1 protein-coding gene is annotated in these 2,465 nt (G+C 37.5%); it reads left to right on the top strand.

All coding sequences use genetic code 11. The features are described 5' to 3' along the window. Positions 1-510 precede the first annotated feature (510 nt). A complete protein-coding gene (locus MXE38_RS12090) occupies positions 511-1,920 on the top strand; it encodes an ammonium transporter (RefSeq protein ID WP_246915429.1) in 1,410 nt (469 codons plus the stop codon). Positions 1,921-2,465: the final 545 nt, after the last annotated feature.

Raw genomic sequence — 2,465 nt, 5'->3', positions numbered from 1 at the left:
GTTCTTAACTTAAAGAACCCACACAGATTGTCTGTACTTACTAATTTTTAAAGACCTTCAAAGCGCTTGGCTTTTGCAGCTTCACGCCTTAGTGCGTGACAGCGGAGACGTATTTTAATGATTTTTAGATCAACGTCAACACCTTTTTTTAATTTTTTTTGGTGAATTTGTAATTTTATCTTATCTTAAGACGCTTAATCCCCATTCTCATGCGCTTTTGTGACCTGCATCACCATTAGAAAAATTTAAAAATTATTTATCAGAGATTTAATTTTAAATAATTAAAATGGTAAATTTGCCATTTTCTTTAACAAAACTTACATATACCTTATTGCCAACTTTGTGCAGCATAGGCAAATTTGCCTAGCAATGCAGCAAAACATGCTAGCTTTACATGCAAATGCCTAAACTTTCGCTAGCTTATTGGGCAAATGGTTTTTATTAATTGCCAAAAGTCATGCTTACATCGAAAAATACAGATGTACACAAACTTGAAAAAGGGCAATTATTATGCGACGTTTCTCTATTGTACTCATGCTTTTTGTAAGCATGCTTTTGTCTCAAGGTTCCTTAGCCGAGCTTTTATCTGGGGATATTGCAGTTTCTAGTAGTAGCACTACAGACATTACTACTACTACCGAGCAATATCCCCCAAGTAATGAGGCTGAAACTAAAAGTGAGCCTTCTATAGCAGATAATGCTTTTGTGATTACTTGCGCTATTTTAGTAATTTTAATGTCAGTGCCAGGAATCGCACTTTTCTATGGTGGTTTGGTAAGAAGCAAAAACGTACTGTCTATATTGCAACAGTGTATGGTTGTTTTCGGTATCTGCTTTTTACTATGGTTCATAGTCGGATATACTTGGGCCTTTGGCAGTACGGGCGATGCTAGCTCGTGGTTTAGCCTAATTATAGGTAGTTCCGACAAACTTTTTCTTAGCAATATTACTCCTGATTCAGTATCAGGAACCTTATCTGAGTACAACTTTGTAGTTTTCCAAGGAGCTTTTTGCGCTATCTCAGCTTGTCTAATTGTAGGAGCTACCGCTGAGCGTATTAAATTTGGCGCTTTAGTAATGGGCATTAGTTTATGGGCCCTCTTCTCCTATATCCCTCTTGCTCATATGGTATGGGGTAATGGCCTAATAGAATATTGGTTTGAGGCTTGGGATTTTGCTGGTGGTACCGTAGTACATATTAATGCTGCTGTTGCAGGTATTGTTGCAGCCTTTATGACAGGCCCTCGCATTGATCTCAATCGTATTGCTATCACTCCTCACTCTCTACCATTTACTTATACTGGCTGTGCTCTCTTATGGGTAGGTTGGTTTGGATTTAATGCAGGTTCTGAACTTAGTGCCGATGGTGTAAGTGCACTAGCTTTTATTAATACAGTATTAGCTCCAGCCTCTGGCGCTTTAGTCTGGTCTGTATGCGAAAAATTTATTAGTGGTCATTCATCATCATTAGGCTCAAGCTCAGGCGTACTTGCAGGCTTAGTAGCCATTACTCCAGCTTGTGCTTTTGTAAGTCCTTTAGCTTCAGTAATTATAGGTGCACTATCTACTTTCGTATGCTTATGGGGTGTACGTGGATTTAAGAAGCTTACTAGAGTAGATGACAGCTTGGATGTATTTGGTATTCACGGCTTAGGAGCAATTGTAGGTGCTATTCTTACAGGTATCTTTTGCTCACCAGATCTTGGTGGTACAGGCTTTAAGGGTAGCCATGATGGCATGCTCAGCCAAACTTTAGGTCAAATAGGCAGTGTCATCATTACTATTATTTGGTCAGGCGTAATATCAGTACTAGCCTTTGGTATTGCTGGAAAATTATTTGGCTCCCTTCATGTATCTCATGATGATGAGCGCACTGGACTTGATTTGTCCTTCCATGGTGAGCGTGGCTATACCAACTAACAAATAGCTAACCTTCATTAAAAAATAATAATAGCCTCATAGAGAAATCTAAGAGGCTTTTAATTTATGGCTAAGACTAAAAGGCTTTTTTATCACAAATTTGAGATAAATGTACAAGAAACTAATATCTAGAAATAGTATGATTTAGGGCTGTTCATTAAACTACAGCTAAAATCCTTGACCAAAACATATATAAGATTTTCTTGATACATAAGGACATTACAATCAACTGTTTTAGTTTAGAACTAACTTACATATACGAGTACATTTGCTGATAGTTATTTTTTAAATAAATTCCAAAGCTATAGCTTTTTATCTTCTTTGATCGTGGTGCTAAATGCGTATCAACTTTTCAAGCCTTTCCACTAGAGCTTTAATACTGACAACAGTATTCACCATTGCTCTGGTAGGAAGCATAGGTTCAAATAGATCCCCTGGGGGATTTGAAAAAAACTATACGTATCAAATCGGCACTCAACTTAAGGCGTTCAAAAGCGGGTATCAAAAAGAAACCTGATAAATAAGGCGTTTTAGTCGCCTACTTA

It is taken from the genome of Anaerobiospirillum sp. NML120448 (genome assembly GCF_023050945.1).
Classification (GTDB): Bacteria; Pseudomonadota; Gammaproteobacteria; order Enterobacterales; family Succinivibrionaceae; genus Anaerobiospirillum.
The sequence above is the reverse complement of the archived record's forward strand: the minus strand, read 5'-3'. Positions and strand labels throughout refer to the sequence as shown.

Excerpts from the sequence above, each read along its gene's own strand:
- MXE38_RS12090 (WP_246915429.1), top strand. The coding sequence starts at position 511 with ATGCGACGTTTCTCTATTGTACTCATGCTTTTTGTAAGCATGCTTTTG.